Source organism: Acinetobacter seifertii, from assembly GCF_016064815.1.
GTDB classification, from domain to species: Bacteria; Pseudomonadota; Gammaproteobacteria; order Pseudomonadales; family Moraxellaceae; genus Acinetobacter; species Acinetobacter seifertii.
Map to the genome: position 1 here is coordinate 3,387,705 of NZ_CP065820.1, position 14,970 is coordinate 3,402,674.

Below are 14,970 nucleotides of genomic sequence, written 5' to 3' on the forward strand. Positions count from 1 at the left end.
ACCTATTCTTACTTAATTTTTAGCGTAATACCGAAATTTGAATCTGTCCCTGATTAGATAATTCATGTTCCTCTACATCTACAGAGGAAGATAAAGGAGTTAACATCATATAACGTGCATGAGGTGGTACTTTTAAAGTGCCCTGAATTGATGCATGTTGTAATATTGTAGAAGGATAAGACTTACTCTTAAAACCACTTGCCCCCTCTAAAATGCAACCTTTTTCATCTAAAAATATAGCTAAAGGCCAATAATAGAGAGGTGTCGAATTACTCGCTGCAAAAGACATCAGCTGTAAATGTTGTACAGATGGATCTAATTTTACCAACTCATATTCAAACTTTTCTTTTAATGGCTTTCGAGGCCATAAATTTACGTCTTTTTTACGACCAAGTACTTTGATTGACTTTTTGTAGCCTTGAACAAAACACTTATCTTGTTCAAAAGTCGTTTCTAGGTCTTTTTGAGATAGTCGTATATAAGTTGGCGCTAAAATAATTGCTGCTTGATCATCTTGAGATTGTTTATTGAAGAGTTGTTCTAAAGTGGATTTACTTACCCCCTTTTTCCGTTCAATAAACTCTGTTCGCCCTAAACCATCGGGCATCACATAAAAGCGTTTTTTTCCTTCAAGATTAAATTCTTGATCTTCTAAATACTCATTATTTACATACTCTACGCCATCAACAATCGTAAACTTAGATGGATCATTTGATGAGTTTTGAGTAGAAATAGCTTGTGAAGTACTTGCTACAGATGGAGGAGTTTTAACTGGAGTACTTTGTTCTTTAACAGTACTACTTTGCTTTTTAACTTCATTCTTCTGAGCTTCACTAACCGTTACAGGACGCTCTGATGCAGTCGGTGCAGTCGGTGCAGTCGGTGCAGTCGGTGCAGTCGGTGCAGTCGGTGCAGTCGGTGCAGTCGGTGCAGTCGGTGCAGTCGGTGCAGTCGGTGCAGTCGGTGCAGTATTTAATTTTTTATTAACGTGTGGTTCAAACTTTTGAAGCACTTTTGAATTTTGAATATTTTCTTTAGGTGCTTCTTGAACAGGTTTAGCATCTACTCGCGGCTGTACAACTTGTTTCGGTGCTTCTACTCTAATATTTGATTGCTTCTGTTCGACTTTTTTACTGGGTACAATCATTGGACGGCCATCAGGACCAATGATTGTATAGAAACCATCTGCATACGATACAGAAATACTGGCTACCGCAATACATAAAATCGAGATAGCAAATTTAGGTCGAAACATCGATTTATATTGTTTTACCATTTTGTTCTATAGCTCAAACCAAGTACTGTAACTTTAGTATTCGTTTTTACATCTAGGCCCGAATAAGGATTTAATAAAATATTATCGACACCACACTTGTTGGATAATGTACTCGAACAGGCAGGAATATTGTCACGACTACGTAAAAAACCTACTGAAAGATCTAGATCTGTATCTGCATCGAAACGATAACCTAAGCCAAGACCAAATAATTGCGCATTATTGATTGGAACCATGGTATTACGTTTATCATCAGGTATCGAACTAGCTCGAGGCTCATAACCAGCTCGCAATTTCAAACGATCGGTTGCTGAATATTCAAGACCAATTCCCCAGCTCCACGGCGAAGTAAATTTCAATGGTAGTGCCAATGAATTATCGGTAACGTCATTAGATAAAAGCTTAGCTACTTTTAATAACGAAATTTGGCGATCAAATTCGAATTTAAATTTATCCCAAGCCGAATAATCCGTCCATCCAACGTCAAAGTTTACTTGCAAATCAGGTAATATTTTATACTTAATCCCCGCTTGGAAATGTGCCGGATATTCAAGATCCATGGCAACTAAACCAGACTCAATATTCGGGATATTGCTAGGTAAACCAAGAATTGCAGCTAAAATTTGTCCTGTAGCAGATGAGTTAAGCCCCTTGATAAGTTCTTGCGGTGCTCTGGCATTATCAATCATGTACTTGCCTTTTAAGCGCATTTTGGCAGAACTTTGATAAACCATACCAAAGCCAAAGTCATCAGTTGGTTCCCAGAGTAAACCTAAGTTATAGCTTGGACTTAATGATTGTTCTAAAGAAACTTGTAATGCGCCCATTTTATTAAATGGATTCATGCCTTCTTGGGCATTACACATACCAAATAATAGTAAGTCCGTAATCATGTCACTATTATTTTTAAAAGGCGCACATACCACTTCATCAACCATACGCAATACACCAATCATCTCATTGGGAAAACGTAGATCAGTTTTCAGTGCGATTGCGTTGTAAGACATCCCCACAGAAGCACCAAGTGATAAATGGTCATTTACTTGATAACCAAAAGATGGTGATAAATAAGTGATTCGCTCTACTGCAACTTGCTGGCCCATATAGTTGCCAGGGTTACCATTCTCTGCCCCAAACCCAGCGACCAATGGTGCATATACTGCTGTTGCATAAGTAACTTTTGAACCAGGTGGTTTATAGGCAATTCCGGCTGTAGGTGCAACTAAAGGATACCCTGGCCCGAGATCAACCATTTTTTTGAGAATCGGCACATATAGGCTTGCGTATTCCACATCACCATGCACAGTCCCTTTGAAATCTGTACAAATATTGGCGGAAACTTCCGGACCATCATTACAAACAAGAGGGTCATCTGAATAACCAAAAATGTTATAGCCAGGAGGAGCTGAAAATTCACGCTGGATATCAAAGTTAGCCAAAATCCCCTGTACATCGGTTTGTAGCCCATCAATTTTTGCTAAGGCTGCAGGGTTAAAATGAACCGCACTAATACCAGGAGGATCTGCAGTTACAGCATTCCCCATCGCCAGTGAACGAATATCAACAGCTAAGTTTTGTCCTAATTGAGCATTGGCAAAGCTAGAAAAACCGGAGATCACAATTGCCGCCGTTAGAGGACATAATTTAGGATATTTCACCTGCATATCTCCTTATTTTTGTTTTTTATTAAAACCTAAAATATCTAACGGAAACGACAGACCAAGTGAAATATCTGGTGCATCTTCAGTTAAACCAATACCAACAGTACCGTTAACAATCGTATCTGGTGAAACACGGACACCTAAAGCAAAAGATAACATTCCGCTACTTTGGTCTGGTGATTTATAGGATTCTCCATTATTAAATTGGAATTCGGCATTCATGTTAAAACTTTGCTGATAAGACATCGTTAAAGACACGTCATAGTTAAAGGAATATGCAAAACCGAACGAGAAACCACCGCTAATCCCTGGATCAAAAGATTCTAAAATACGTGAACCGCGTGCTTGGTTAAGACCGCTTTCTTTAAAGCCATAGTTAGCCGATGCCGAAGCAAAGAGAACAACTGGATCGATATATTTACGGGTACTTGCACCTACACCAACTGAGTAATAACCTTTACCTGTTGAAAGTTCATCTATACCAATTTCATAAGGACTATCACCTGTTTTTGTAGATACACTACCGAAAAGAACAAGTGGTAAACGACCCTGCTTTAACGGAAAGGGTTCCCAACGTGCACCAAGAGAAATATCCCCTAAACCAGCTGTTGTTTTATCTTTAATAATTTCAGACTTTGCAACAAAAGGAAGAGTTGCTGACAAAGTTAAATTATCCAATACCCCATATTGAAAAGTAAAACTGTTTGTCAATGTATGGTTAGCATCTTCTTCAACACGTAAACGGTTTAATTGGGAAGAGCTATCAGATAAAGCTAAGTCAATACGAGTATCGCGGTAGTAAGTGTAATCGAGGTCATAATAAGAGGAAATTACGCCTTTCTTAATTAAAGAATATTGACGTTCATTTGAGGTAAATACTTCTTGCAAGTTTGTCTCTTGGCTAGCATCACCTTCTTTTTTCTGTAAAGCACTTGCTGCTTGATGTGCATCAGTATTAGCTGCAGGAGCTACACTATTAGCATCAGCTACACTCGACGTTTGTGTGCTAGCATCTGTTGTTGCAGAACTAGAACTTGCCGCATCAGTAGCCACAGAGCTTTGTGGTCCCTCTACTTGCGGTTGTTGTACTTGATCTTCGGCATAGATTGTCCCTGTAATGGCGCTCATACTTAAGGCCAACACACTCATCTTCATCCATCGATTATTCATGTTTTTCCCACCCAATTTATTTATTTTACTAACTTTAAATTTGACTATTTACGTTTGTAATAAAGACGCATATAGGTTTCTATCGGCTTTCCATATGTTGCAGAATGACTATCACTGTCTAGCACAAGTCTCATGGTTGAAGCTTTATTTGCCGTACGTTCGTAATTAAACGCTGGATATTGCACATCAACAAAAGCATATTTATTGACTGTTGCATCTTCGACATGACGCATATCTGACTCTTTTAATGCCAATAAGTCTCTACGCTGTGATTCAGGAACAGAAATAACAAATAAAGTATTATTATCCCAAATTTGTTTAAAACGGTTTTCGTCAAAGCTGATATTCCCTAAAGCAGGATCAGCTACATACACTCGTCCATCTTTATAAGCTTTATATACGACAAAATGTTTAAAGCCTGCATATGAAATAGGCACAATTGCGGGTTGTCCAAGTTTAACTAAATCGGAAAACTCACCACGATACCCCCCGCTGTCTAAACCAATCGCTGTGACAAAGCGTTTCATATCAAGTAATGAGAAACTTCGACGCTCAATAATACGTTGATATTCACCATACTGTAGCAAACCACTCATTGTTTGCTGTTCAGTTAAATTGGTTCCTACATAACCATTTAATAGAGTTGTAAGTGCAGCAGACCCACAACTATAATCATAAGCTTGTCGAACAATGCCACGAAACTGATCTTCCACAGCTGGTTTGATCTGAACTGGTTCGATATGATTTCGATGAAACGATAAATTACGTGAATCGGCAGTCTCTGTGTAATAAACAGTTCCCGGCGGCTTTTTTTCTATTTCGAAGGCTTCTGTCGCAAAGTAATACATCAATGCTGAGCCTAAAACTATCTCTAACATAAGCACTTGGTCTAAATGGTGGCCTAACCGGCCTTATTCATTTTATTCTTAGAGCAATAGCTCTACATCCCTGTGTGTTGAAGATACCTTTTTTTTCTGTAAAAAACAGCTTTTTTTTAATCTTTTTGATGAATGCATAGTTTTACATTTATAAACTGATAATTAATTCTCATTTGTTTTTTACATTCTTTTTTATTATATAAATTAATATGATTTAAATATAAAAAAATGAAGTTAAGTTTTATTATGGCAAATAAAAAAGCGCGTATAAACGCGCTTTTTTATCACTCTTTAAATTAGTGACCAGAAATAGTAATTGTAGACGTTCCTACATTTAAACCTTGAATTTCTAAATCACCAATTGAAGCATTACCCGCTGCACCCAAGTGTACGCCTTGTGCATAAACGTTCATACCTTGTGTACTATTATTTTGGATACGTAAACCTGTAGGCACAACAGAAATGTTTGCATTCACATCCAAGTCACCAGTTGTATTACCTGAACCACGAACCATTACTTTGTCTAGGACAATTTTACCACCACCAGCAGCATCATTAATACCGAAGTTAGATAGTGTTAAACCACCTTGCAAGCTAGAGTTCACTTTGATCATCGCGCCTTGCGGAGTAGAACCTAACTGAACATTCGCAGAAATTTGACCTAAAGATAAATCTAAGCCTGAAATAATCTCAGTCGGAGCTGTTTCAGTAATACCACGTACAGCAGTAGTCGTATTTAATGTACCAGAAGTACCCACGCCAATTGAACCTACATGTACATCAACAGCACCTACTGTTGCTGCAACGTTTAAGAAAGCACCATTTGAACCTGAAGCACCATTTGTATCAATTTTTAAATCTAAAAGATTACCTGTACCTTTTTGAGTTACCGTTACACCACTAATTGCGATTGAACCTGCTGTCCCTGAAGCACCAGTGATCCCGGTTGATGATGCTAAACCATCATTATCGTGTAAATACAGTTTATCAATAGAAATACCACCAGAACCTAAAGCAATACCGATATTAATACCATCTTGACCTGTAGCTGCACTAAGCGCTGCATCGTCCATTGACTGCATTGCCATTGCATTTGCACTGATAGCTAAAGAAGAAACTAAAGCAAGTTTAGTGAACATTTTCATTGAGCACTCTCCCAAGAGCATTTATTTTTTGACTTAACCACTCTTACTGTCCCAAGTTGCATTTTTCTTTTATGGCAACCGAAACTTCCAATCCTTGAGTAGTTTTGCTTAGCAATTACTAAATTACAGGTACGTTAATTTTTGTTCAACTACTGTAATGCATTTTTTGCCAATTACCCGATAAACGGTACAAGGGTCACACTTTCTTAAATATGCAGACCAATTATGCTTAAGTTGTAACGAAAAATAGATGATTTTATCGACGAAAAGTTAAACTCTTACCGCCTAGATGACTGATGAACTATAAGTTGTAGTAAACTAGGCGACCTCTTCCAAACTTGTCATGTTTAAAATGTCTCAGTTAAAGAAAAAAATCTCTTTAGAAAGTACTCTATCAGCTGCCGATATTTTAAAAAAATTAGAAGATTTAACTGGACTTGTATATCTTTATGATGATAACAACCCTATTATTGGCTTTCTGCCAAAAAAGTATCTAATTACTCAAGCTCATCAAAATTTTATATTCGAGCAAGATACCCTTAATAAGTATATAAACTCCTCTAATATTGAAAGTATTTTAGACTTCACTCAACTCTATACTGAAGAATCAAAAAATAAAAATATTAGTTTTAATGGTGGATATATTGGATTTATTAGTTACGATTTTTCTGCACATCAATTTATTAAAAATCAATCACACCAACAACCCTCTTTGTTTATAGGTTCCTACCACTCTTTTCTAAAAAAAATAAATAATGAATGGTATTTTTTTAGTGGTGAAAAAAACAGTTCAGAAATTTTTAATTACATTACAGAATTACTATATGGCTCTTCTAACCATTTAAGAAAAAATATTTTTAAACTAGATAAAAATATTTATCCCCGTTGGTCTAAAAATGAATATTTGACCGCTTTTCATAAAATACAAGATTATATTAAAGCAGGAGACTGCTATCAAATTAACCTTACGCAAGAATTTAATACAACTTTTACAGGAGCTTTATTAAATAAAGCAGAAGAATTATGGAGTTTAACAAATGCACCTTATTCAGGTTATTTAAAATTAAATAACTTTGAGTTATTAAGCTGCTCTCCTGAATTATTTATTGAATTTAGTACAGACAAACAAATTAAAACCAGACCAATCAAAGGCACGATGCCTCGATATGAAAATAAAGAACAAGATTTAATTTCAAAACAAACATTAAAAAACTCGCAAAAGGATCAGGCAGAAAATGTCATGATTGTTGATTTATTACGTAATGATTTGAGTATTTATGCCAATACAGGTTCGGTAAAAACAACAAAGTTATTCGAAATTGAAAGCTTCAATCAAGTTCACCATATGGTAAGTGAAGTCACAGCTATACTTAAAAATGATATTAATCCTATGCAAATGTTGCTTAGCGCTTTACCAGGCGGCTCAATTACTGGTGCCCCTAAAATTCGCGCAATGCAAATTATTGAAGAGTTAGAAGGTGCGCCAAGAGGAGCATATTGCGGGACTTTAGGATATTTTAATTTTGATGGTACTGGTCGTTGGAATATTCTTATTCGTAGTTTTCAACAATATCAAAATCAGCTCTCTATTTGGGCAGGTGGTGGTATTACGATTGCCTCAGAAGCTGAGGCCGAATATCAAGAAAGCTTAGATAAAATCTCTGCTATGCTGAACTTAATGAACAGCACAGCAGAATAATTTTTAAAGAATATCTTGCTTCAAAGTTTGAACTAAACGTGCATTTTGCTCATCAGTTCCAACCGTGATACGTAAAAACTGATTAATGCGAGGCTTATTAAAGTGGCGAACAATAATACCCTGCGCACGTAATTCCTGCGCTAGTTGCCCAGCCTCATGTTGTGGGTGTGAAGCAAAAATAAAATTCGCTTTTGATGGTAAAACATTAAAGCCAAGTTCAGTTAAATCACTAACTAGCTTTTCTCGACTCGTAATAACTTTTTGACACTGTTCTTCAAAGTAAGCCTGATCTTCAAAAGAAGCAACAGCCGCAGCAATAGCAAAGCGATCGATTGGATATGAATTAAAACTATTTTTTACCGCTTCAAGTGCTGCAATCAAGTGTGACTGAGCAATCGCAAATCCGACACGTAAACCTGCCAAAGAACGCGATTTTGAAGTTGTTTGACATACCACAAGATTTTCATAACGGTTTACCAAACTTACAGCAGACTCAGCACCGAAATCGACATAAGCTTCATCAATCACAACTACGCGATCTGGATTGGCTTGTAGTACATGTTCAATCTCTACCAAGCTGAGTGCAATACTAGTCGGTGCATTAGGATTGGTAATAATCACGCCACCATTAGGTTGTGCATAATCTTTGACATCAATCTCGAAATTCTCATTAAGTGGAATTTCTTTTGTTTTTGTTCCAAAAAATTGGCTATAAACTGGATAAAAACTATAAGTAATATCCGGATATAAAATAGGTTCATCTTGAAGGAAAAATGCTTTAAAAATATGAGCAAGCACTTCATCGGAACCATTACCTACAAAAACTTGAGATACATCCATATTCTGTTGCGTAGCAATAGCTTGTTTTAAGGCAGTTGCATCTGGATCTGGATATAAGCGCAGTGCATCAGCTTGATCATGTAGCACAGCTTGAACCGCTTCTACTACTTTTGGTGATGGCGGATACGGATTTTCATTAGTATTTAACTTTAATAAATTTTGGATTTTCGGTTGCTCACCTGGCACATAAGGCTCTAATTCACGAACCTCAGGACTCCAAAAACGCATTTGTGCTGTAGATACAGTCATAGTCTTATCTCAAAAAAGGGCTGAAAATCAGCCCTGAATAATCATTTAAAATACTGAAAGGCTTAAAGCTTATTGATAACGATAACGAGCCGAGCGCGCATGAGCATCAAGATTTTCTTGAACAGCAAGTATATCAGCGGTTTTAGCCAATGTTTTTACGCCCTCTTTTGAGCACATGATCAAGCTAGAGCGCTTTTGAAAGTCATATACACCCAGTGGTGATGAAAAGCGCGCTGTACCGGATGTTGGCAATACGTGGTTTGGACCAGCACAGTAATCACCAATTGCTTCAGGTGTATAACGTCCCATAAAAATTGCACCTGCATGACGAATGTCTTCGCTCATTGCTTCGGCATCATCCAGACACAATTCTAAATGCTCTGGTGCAACTTGATTAATCAAATCAACAGCTTCTGCACGGTCTTTTACCAAAACTAAAGCCCCACGATTTTCAATAGACGTACGTGCAATATCAGCTTTAGGCAAGTCATTTAAGTGCTTTTCAATTGCTGCCTCTACGGCTTCTAGCAAAGCTTCATCTGGAGTTATAAAAATAGCTTGGGCAACCGTATCATGTTCAGCTTGAGATAATACATCCATCGCTAACCACTCAGCGTTATTCGCCCCTTCTGCATATACTAAAATTTCAGAAGGTCCTGCAATCATGTCGATACCGACCTGACCAAATACAGCACGTTTAGCAGCTGCTACAAATCGGTTTCCTGGACCAGTGATTTTATCTACAGGCGGAACAGTTTGAGTACCATAAGCTAGAGCTGCAACAGCTTGCGCCCCACCAATAGTAAATACTCGACTCACACCAGCTAGATAAGCAGCAGCCAGAACAAGTGGATTTAATTCACCATTTGGTGCAGGTACTACCATAATAATTTCAGGTACACCAGCCACATGAGCTGGTACTGCATTCATAAGCACAGATGAAGGATAAGAGGCTAGTCCACCAGGTACATAAATACCCACTCGGTCAAGTGGTGTCACCTTTTGTCCTAGTGTATTCCCCAAATCATCTATATAAGTCCAGCTATCTTGTTTCTGGGCTTCATGAAATGTACGAATACGATTAGCCGCAAGTTGCAAGGCTTCACGAATCTCTTGATTTAAGTCATCAAACGCAGCTTTAAGTTGTTGTTGAGACAATTCTAGATCGGAAAATTGATGCGCTGGATGTCGATCGAACTGTTGAGTAAGTTTTAAAACATGATCATCACCATGCTGACGAACATCAGCAATAATTTGATCTACTGTTTGAACTAAATTAGGATCATTAACAGTTTCAAAAGCTAAAAGCTCTGCAAAAATCTGTTTGAAGTTCTGATCTTGAGTCGATAAACGTCGCATCAATTTACCCACAAGGCGAAAAAGAAAAACCAAGTTTACTCTTTTTCTAAGGCCTTGTGGGCATCATATCTACAACTATCGCAAAAGCATGATAGGAAATTACTTTTAACGTGATTGAACAGCTTGTTCGAGTTGGGAAATGATAGGATTTAACAAACTTTGCTTACGCTTAAAGCTTGCCTTATTAACAATAAGACGCGAGGATACTTTACAAATTTCTTCTAATGGTTCAAGCCCATTTGCTCGTAAAGTATTTCCAGTATCAACGACGTCAACAATATAATCGCCCAAACCTACAAGTGGTGCTAATTCCATAGAACCATACAGCTTAATAACATCTACCTGCTCACCTAAGCTCGCATAATATTGGCGTGTTAAATTAACGTACTTAGTTGCAATTTTTAAACGGCCTTTTGGACGCTCCATTCCAACTTTGCCAGCAGTCATTAACTTACATTTTGCAATCTGTAAGTCCAATAACTCATAAACATGCTGAGCACCATGTTCCATGAGTACGTCTTTACCTGCTACACCTAAATCAGCTGCACCATTCTCAACATAGGTTGGCACATCAGACGCACGTAAAATCAAAATACGAACTTGCTTGTGTGTTGTCGGAAAAATCAACTTACGAGATTTTTCTGGGTCTTCAAGCAAGTTAATACCTGCTGTTGCAAGTAAAGGTAAAGTTTCTTTTAAAATACGCCCTTTACTGAGTGCTAAGGTCAAACCATGATCAAAATTACCCATTACATCAAAATTAGGATCATCGTTTCTTACGTCATTCATTAACTTACTCGCTTAATTTGGGCACCTAAACCTTGAAGTTTCTCTTCGACATGCTCATAACCACGGTCAATATGGTAGATACGATCAATTAACGTATCACCTTCAGCAACTAAAGCCGCTAAAACCAAAGAGAATGAAGCACGTAAGTCTGTTGCCATTACAGGAGCAGCTTGCAATTTTTCAACTCCAGTCACCACAGCATCATGACCTTCGACCTGAATATTAGCACCCATACGTGACAATTCAGGAACGTGCATGAACCGATTTTCAAAAATGGTTTCGGAGATCGTTGCAAAACCGCGACCAATTGCATTTACGGCCATAATTTGCGCTTGCATGTCGGTTGGAAACTCTGGATGAGGTAATGTTCTAAAACTTACCGCTTTAGGGCGCTTGCCCATCATATCCAATTCAATCCAGTCATCACCACGAGTGACTTCCGCACCCATTTCTTCAAACTTATCTAAAACAGATTCAAGTAATGATGGATCTGTATGAGTAGTTTTAATGCGACCACCTGTAATTGCCGCAGCAGCTAAATACGAACCTGTTTCAATACGGTCTGCAACAACTGCATATTCACAGCCATGCAAACTTTCAACACCAGTAACAATAAGTGTATCTGTATCTATACCTTCAATTTTTGCGCCCATTTTAATAAGCATTTGAGCAAGATCAGTAATTTCAGGTTCGCGTGCTGCATTACGAATTGTAGTTACACCATCCGCTAAAGCAGCCGCCATTAGAATATTTTCGGTGCCCCCTACAGTGACCATATCAAAAATCACTTCGCCGCCTTTGAGACGACCATCTACAGTGGCATGGACATACCCATTTTCAACTTCAATATGTGCACCTAATGCTTCTAGTGCTTTTAAATGTTGATCTACTGGTCGAGATCCAATCGCACATCCACCTGGTAACGAAACTTTAGCATTTCCATAACGTGCCAATAATGGTCCTAACACCAAAATAGATGCGCGCATGGTTTTTACCAGTTCATAAGGAGCAAACTGGTTATCTAAAGTAGAGGTATCTGCTTTAACTGTGTCATTTTCATAACTAATTGTAACGCCTAATCCACCAATTAATTTTACCAAGGTATTTACATCTTTAAGATTTGGAACATTGGTTAAAGTAATAGGTGAATCAGCAAGAATCATTGCTGCAAGTAATGGTAAAGCCGCATTTTTAGCACCAGAAATGCGTACTTCCCCTTCGAGCTTAACACCGCCCGTAATTAAAAATTTATCCATTAATATTTAAGCTCCGAAAAGGCTTGCTTTGCGCCATTCGTCTTTGGTCATCGCACGAATTGTTACGGCATGAACTTCGCCACTTGCAATATAAGTATTTAATGGTGCATAAACTGCTTGTTGACGAGCAACAGTACGCTTACCTTCAAATTGATCATCCACAATACGGAGGTCAAATTTTCCAGCCTGTCCGCTCACCGCTACTTCCGCATCAGGAAAAGCTTCTTTTAAAATTTGAGTGAGCTGTTCACTATTCATTGCAAAGACCTCTGGCACAACCTACGGTGTAAAACGAAGTATTTTACTATAACTTTTTCCAAGAATTCAGTACGTGTTTATATTTTATCAATAAAAAAGAGGCTATATTTCAAGCCTCTCTCAATTATTAAAAACTTATCAAATAGAAACAGCAACTTGTGAATAAGTACATTGCATTTTCCGATATTTTAACAATTGTTTTTTTAATTTTTCAGTCAACTTTTTAATTGATGTATACATGTCATCTGCTGCTGCTTGAGCAAATAGTTCAATCCCAGGTAAGCGAACTATTGCTTCTGCCACATGATTCGAGCTGCCCTTATGTGAGCGCTTATCAATCTGATGATCTTTAGTTAATTTAATCTGCATACTATTCACCTGATCAAGATGTTTCGTTAACTGATTAAATTTTGCTTTAATATTTTCTTCTATAGCTGGTGTAATTGCTAAATGATGTCCACGAATCGTTATTTGCATAATTCTATCCCTCACCTTTTTGGGTTAATAAAGAAGAACTAAAACGATTTAATGTGATCTAAAAAAGATGACTTTGGACAATTAAATCATTTTAGCAGCTCCTCTTGGTGAAATTGAAATTTCATTATTTCGTCATAATGAACATCTAGAATAGTCATACTTCAAAAATTAGATCAAGACTTTTCTTTCGGATGACGATGGAATATGTAACGATTCACGATATTTTGCTACAGTTCTTCTAGCCACTTCTATACCTTCATCCTTTAATAAAGCCGCAATAGTATTATCAGACAATGGCTTACGTGGATTTTCATTAGAAACCAATTTTTTAATCATAGCTCTAATTGCAGTAGAAGAAGCCTCACCTCCCGTAGTTGTTCCCACATGACTAGAAAAAAAGTATTTCAACTCAAAAAGCCCACGTGGAGTCAGCATGTACTTATTTGTAGTGACTCGTGAAACAGTAGACTCATGAAGCTCCACTTCTTCAGCCACATCCCTTAGCACTAAGGGTTTCATTGCCTCAGCACCTATCTCTAAAAATGCTTTTTGGTGTTCAACAATACAAGTAGCAACTTTTAATAAAGTTTTATGCCGTTCATCGATACTTTTAATGAAATTTTTAGCTTCAAGCATTTGATTACGAAGATATAAATTATCATCGCTTTGATCAGCTCTACGAATCATACTCGAATAGAAAGAGTTGATTCTTAATTTTGGCATGATATCCGGATTTAATTGGACTTGCCAATGTAGATCTTTTTTAGCAACCACAACATCAGGGATTTGGTATTCCGACTCTTGCTTTTGAAAATCCATACCAGGATAAGGTTTTAATGTTTTTAATAAGTCAACCGAAAGCTTTAATTCATCTTTCGATAGACCTGTTTGTTTTAATAATTTATTTAAATCATTTGCAATTAATAACTCATAATACTGGAGTAAACTTTTTGCTTCTTTTAAATATTCAGTTTCTTTTGGTAGAAAATCCAATTGGATTTTTAAACATTCAGCAAGATTGCGAGATCCTATTCCAACTGGATCAAGACGTTGAATATGTTTTAAAACAACTAAGACTTCGTCTTCTTCAATTTCTTCCTCAATATCCATGTCATTTAATAGATGTTGTACAGCGAGAATAATTTCTTCTAATTCAGCATCTAAAAAGCCCTTATCATCTAAAGCATCGATAATACAATAAGCAATCAACTGATCTATTTTTGAGAAATGCAGCAAGTTCACTTGCTCTAACATATGTTCTTTTAGTGTCATCTGAACTTGGCGATTATCTTCACGCTCTTCAAACTCAGGAGTACCTAAAGCCGTCGACTGATGTGTATAGATATCATCCCACTCAGTATCCACAGGTAAGTCATCAGGTAAATGATCTGCATTTAACTCCGTTGTAAGATCATTACTTTCTTTGTTTTCTAAAGTGGATAAACTTTCGGCTAGTGATTCATCTTCCACTTTTTCAAGTAATGGATTACTATCTAATTGAATTTGAATTTCTTGCTCTAATTCTAAACTTGAGAGCTGCAGTAATCGGATTGCCTGCTGCAATTGAGGCGTTAACGATAATGAATTCGCAACTTTCAATCCAACAGATAATTTCATATATTTCTCTTTCCAATAAACAAGCAAAAATCATGCCTATTTATTATTTATAGCATATAGTCAAGTTTTATCCTATATATTGACTGAGAATTTCATGAGAAAATTATTAATTTATTCTACTAAAAATCTATTTTAACAACCGAAAAAGATGAGTTGTTTAATTAAATTAACTTTGCATTTTGATATCTGCATATCTCTGAAACAGAGCACCTGTACAAATGTTCTCTTAGAGGTATTTTTTATCTTTATTTTTTTATTATCCATAAAGCAACACCCCGGTTTCTTTCGAGACCGGG

The 14,970-nt window shown here is 37.0% G+C and carries 13 protein-coding genes; 1 reads left to right on the forward strand and 12 read right to left on the reverse strand.

Annotated features, from left to right (window positions below):
* Positions 1 to 19: 19 nt before the first annotated feature.
* The 5 genes from filE to filA form a co-directional block, all read right to left on the reverse strand.
* Positions 20 to 1,276: a putative pilus assembly protein FilE gene (gene filE / locus I8T81_RS15630; protein ID WP_198071613.1), complete on the reverse strand. Its 1,257-nt coding sequence runs from the start codon at positions 1,274 to 1,276 to the stop codon at positions 20 to 22.
* Positions 1,270 to 2,934, reverse strand: a complete 1,665-nt coding sequence (filD, locus tag I8T81_RS15635) for a putative pilus system OmpP1/FadL family transporter FilD (protein WP_077163889.1) — start codon at positions 2,932 to 2,934, stop codon at positions 1,270 to 1,272. The genes filE and filD overlap by 7 nt, the downstream gene beginning before the upstream one ends.
* A 12-nt stretch (positions 2,935 to 2,946) precedes the next feature.
* Positions 2,947 to 4,107, reverse strand: a complete 1,161-nt coding sequence (filC, locus tag I8T81_RS15640; protein ID WP_198071614.1) for a putative pilus system protein FilC — start codon at positions 4,105 to 4,107, stop codon at positions 2,947 to 2,949.
* Positions 4,108 to 4,151: 44 nt separating this feature from the next.
* Entirely contained in the window at positions 4,152 to 4,985 is an 834-nt protein-coding gene (gene filB, locus I8T81_RS15645) for a putative pilus system C39 family peptidase FilB (protein ID WP_191012644.1), read from the reverse strand.
* A 296-nt stretch (positions 4,986 to 5,281) separates the two neighbouring features.
* Positions 5,282 to 6,130, reverse strand: a complete 849-nt coding sequence (filA, locus tag I8T81_RS15650) for a putative pilus system protein FilA (RefSeq protein ID WP_049064591.1) — start codon at positions 6,128 to 6,130, stop codon at positions 5,282 to 5,284.
* Between the two features lie 352 nt (positions 6,131 to 6,482).
* Between filA and I8T81_RS15655 the strand changes: the two genes are divergently transcribed.
* Positions 6,483 to 7,829, forward strand: coding sequence for an anthranilate synthase component I family protein (locus tag I8T81_RS15655; protein ID WP_198071615.1), 1,347 nt, complete (start codon positions 6,483 to 6,485; stop codon positions 7,827 to 7,829).
* A gap of 3 nt (positions 7,830 to 7,832) precedes the next feature.
* Here the strand turns inward: I8T81_RS15655 and hisC are convergent, their stop codons facing one another.
* The 7 genes from hisC to I8T81_RS15690 form a co-directional block, all read right to left on the reverse strand.
* Positions 7,833 to 8,918 carry a histidinol-phosphate transaminase gene (gene hisC / locus I8T81_RS15660; protein WP_198071616.1) on the reverse strand — a complete coding sequence of 362 codons (1,086 nt, stop codon included), beginning with the start codon at positions 8,916 to 8,918 and terminating at the stop codon, positions 7,833 to 7,835.
* 69 nt (positions 8,919 to 8,987) lie between these two features.
* Positions 8,988 to 10,277, reverse strand: coding sequence for a histidinol dehydrogenase (hisD, locus tag I8T81_RS15665; protein ID WP_077166090.1), 1,290 nt, complete (start codon positions 10,275 to 10,277; stop codon positions 8,988 to 8,990).
* Between the two features lie 105 nt (positions 10,278 to 10,382).
* Positions 10,383 to 11,066: an ATP phosphoribosyltransferase gene (gene hisG, locus I8T81_RS15670; protein ID WP_004703796.1), complete on the reverse strand. Its 684-nt coding sequence runs from the start codon at positions 11,064 to 11,066 to the stop codon at positions 10,383 to 10,385.
* Positions 11,066 to 12,322, reverse strand: a complete 1,257-nt coding sequence (gene murA / locus I8T81_RS15675; protein ID WP_049064588.1) for a UDP-N-acetylglucosamine 1-carboxyvinyltransferase — start codon at positions 12,320 to 12,322, stop codon at positions 11,066 to 11,068. Before murA ends, hisG begins: the two co-directional genes overlap by 1 nt.
* A 6-nt stretch (positions 12,323 to 12,328) precedes the next feature.
* The gene (gene ibaG, locus I8T81_RS15680; RefSeq protein WP_004703799.1) at positions 12,329 to 12,580 is read right to left on the reverse strand and encodes a BolA family iron metabolism protein IbaG; all 252 of its coding nucleotides are present in this window, start codon (positions 12,578 to 12,580) and stop codon (positions 12,329 to 12,331) included.
* A 138-nt stretch (positions 12,581 to 12,718) separates the two neighbouring features.
* On the reverse strand, positions 12,719 to 13,057 hold the full coding sequence (hpf, locus tag I8T81_RS15685; RefSeq protein ID WP_019456521.1) for a ribosome hibernation-promoting factor, HPF/YfiA family: 339 nt from the start codon (positions 13,055 to 13,057) through the stop codon (positions 12,719 to 12,721).
* A 168-nt stretch (positions 13,058 to 13,225) separates the two neighbouring features.
* Complete coding sequence (locus I8T81_RS15690; protein WP_151750084.1) at positions 13,226 to 14,674, reverse strand: RNA polymerase factor sigma-54; 1,449 nt, start codon at positions 14,672 to 14,674, stop codon at positions 13,226 to 13,228.
* Positions 14,675 to 14,970: the final 296 nt, after the last annotated feature.

What these genes read in the sequence shown, in the direction of transcription:
- filE (WP_198071613.1), bottom strand. Translation starts at nt 1,276, where the DNA reads ATGGTAAAACAATATAAATCGATGTTTCGACCTAAATTTGCTATCTCG.
- filC (WP_198071614.1), bottom strand. Translation starts at nt 4,107, where the DNA reads ATGAATAATCGATGGATGAAGATGAGTGTGTTGGCCTTAAGTATGAGC.
- filB (WP_191012644.1), bottom strand. Translation starts at nt 4,985, where the DNA reads ATGTTAGAGATAGTTTTAGGCTCAGCATTGATGTATTACTTTGCGACA.
- filA (WP_049064591.1), bottom strand. Translation starts at nt 6,130, where the DNA reads ATGAAAATGTTCACTAAACTTGCTTTAGTTTCTTCTTTAGCTATCAGT.
- I8T81_RS15655 (WP_198071615.1), top strand. Translation starts at nt 6,483, where the DNA reads ATGTCTCAGTTAAAGAAAAAAATCTCTTTAGAAAGTACTCTATCAGCT.
- hisC (WP_198071616.1), bottom strand. Translation starts at nt 8,918, where the DNA reads ATGACTGTATCTACAGCACAAATGCGTTTTTGGAGTCCTGAGGTTCGT.
- hisD (WP_077166090.1), bottom strand. Translation starts at nt 10,277, where the DNA reads ATGCGACGTTTATCGACTCAAGATCAGAACTTCAAACAGATTTTTGCA.
- hisG (WP_004703796.1), bottom strand. Translation starts at nt 11,066, where the DNA reads ATGAATGACGTAAGAAACGATGATCCTAATTTTGATGTAATGGGTAAT.
- murA (WP_049064588.1), bottom strand. Translation starts at nt 12,322, where the DNA reads ATGGATAAATTTTTAATTACGGGCGGTGTTAAGCTCGAAGGGGAAGTA.
- ibaG (WP_004703799.1), bottom strand. Translation starts at nt 12,580, where the DNA reads ATGAATAGTGAACAGCTCACTCAAATTTTAAAAGAAGCTTTTCCTGAT.
- hpf (WP_019456521.1), bottom strand. Translation starts at nt 13,057, where the DNA reads ATGCAAATAACGATTCGTGGACATCATTTAGCAATTACACCAGCTATA.
- I8T81_RS15690 (WP_151750084.1), bottom strand. Translation starts at nt 14,674, where the DNA reads ATGAAATTATCTGTTGGATTGAAAGTTGCGAATTCATTATCGTTAACG.